Source organism: Gilvimarinus sp. 1_MG-2023 (assembly GCF_030548285.1).
The window spans coordinates 1-376 of sequence record NZ_JAUOSC010000314.1; the positions used below are offsets into that span (position 1 = coordinate 1).

General features: G+C 31.9%; 1 protein-coding gene. It reads right to left on the reverse strand.

Annotation, left to right across the window (positions count from 1 at the left end; all coding sequences use genetic code 11):
- Nucleotides 1-18: 18 nt before the first annotated feature.
- The coding region (locus Q4563_RS16950) for an ATP-binding cassette domain-containing protein (protein WP_303605322.1) at nucleotides 19-376 on the reverse strand (358 nt) is incomplete at its 5' end.

Consider the following 376-nt stretch of genomic DNA (forward strand, 5'->3'; position numbering starts at 1 on the left):
ATTATATAGAATCCCATTTTATTCATTCCTTTCGAGAGTAATTATTCGTTCATGACGATTGGCTACATCTAAATCATGAGTCACTGTAATAATAGTAGTATTAAGTTCTTTATTCATATCAAAAAGTAGATTGATAATTTTTTCTTTATTTTTCGAATCTAAAGACGCAGTTGGTTCATCTGCTAAAATTATTTGGGGTTTCATAATTACAGCCCTAGCAAAAACAGCTCTAGATCGTTGGCCACCAGAACACTCAAGTGGTTTTTTTTTCAAAATGGGCTCAATCCCAATTTTAGTAACAATTCGTTTAAAGCGATCTTGCACAGTTAGGTCTTTTTCAATGTTAGCATACATAAGCGGCAATTTAATATTATCC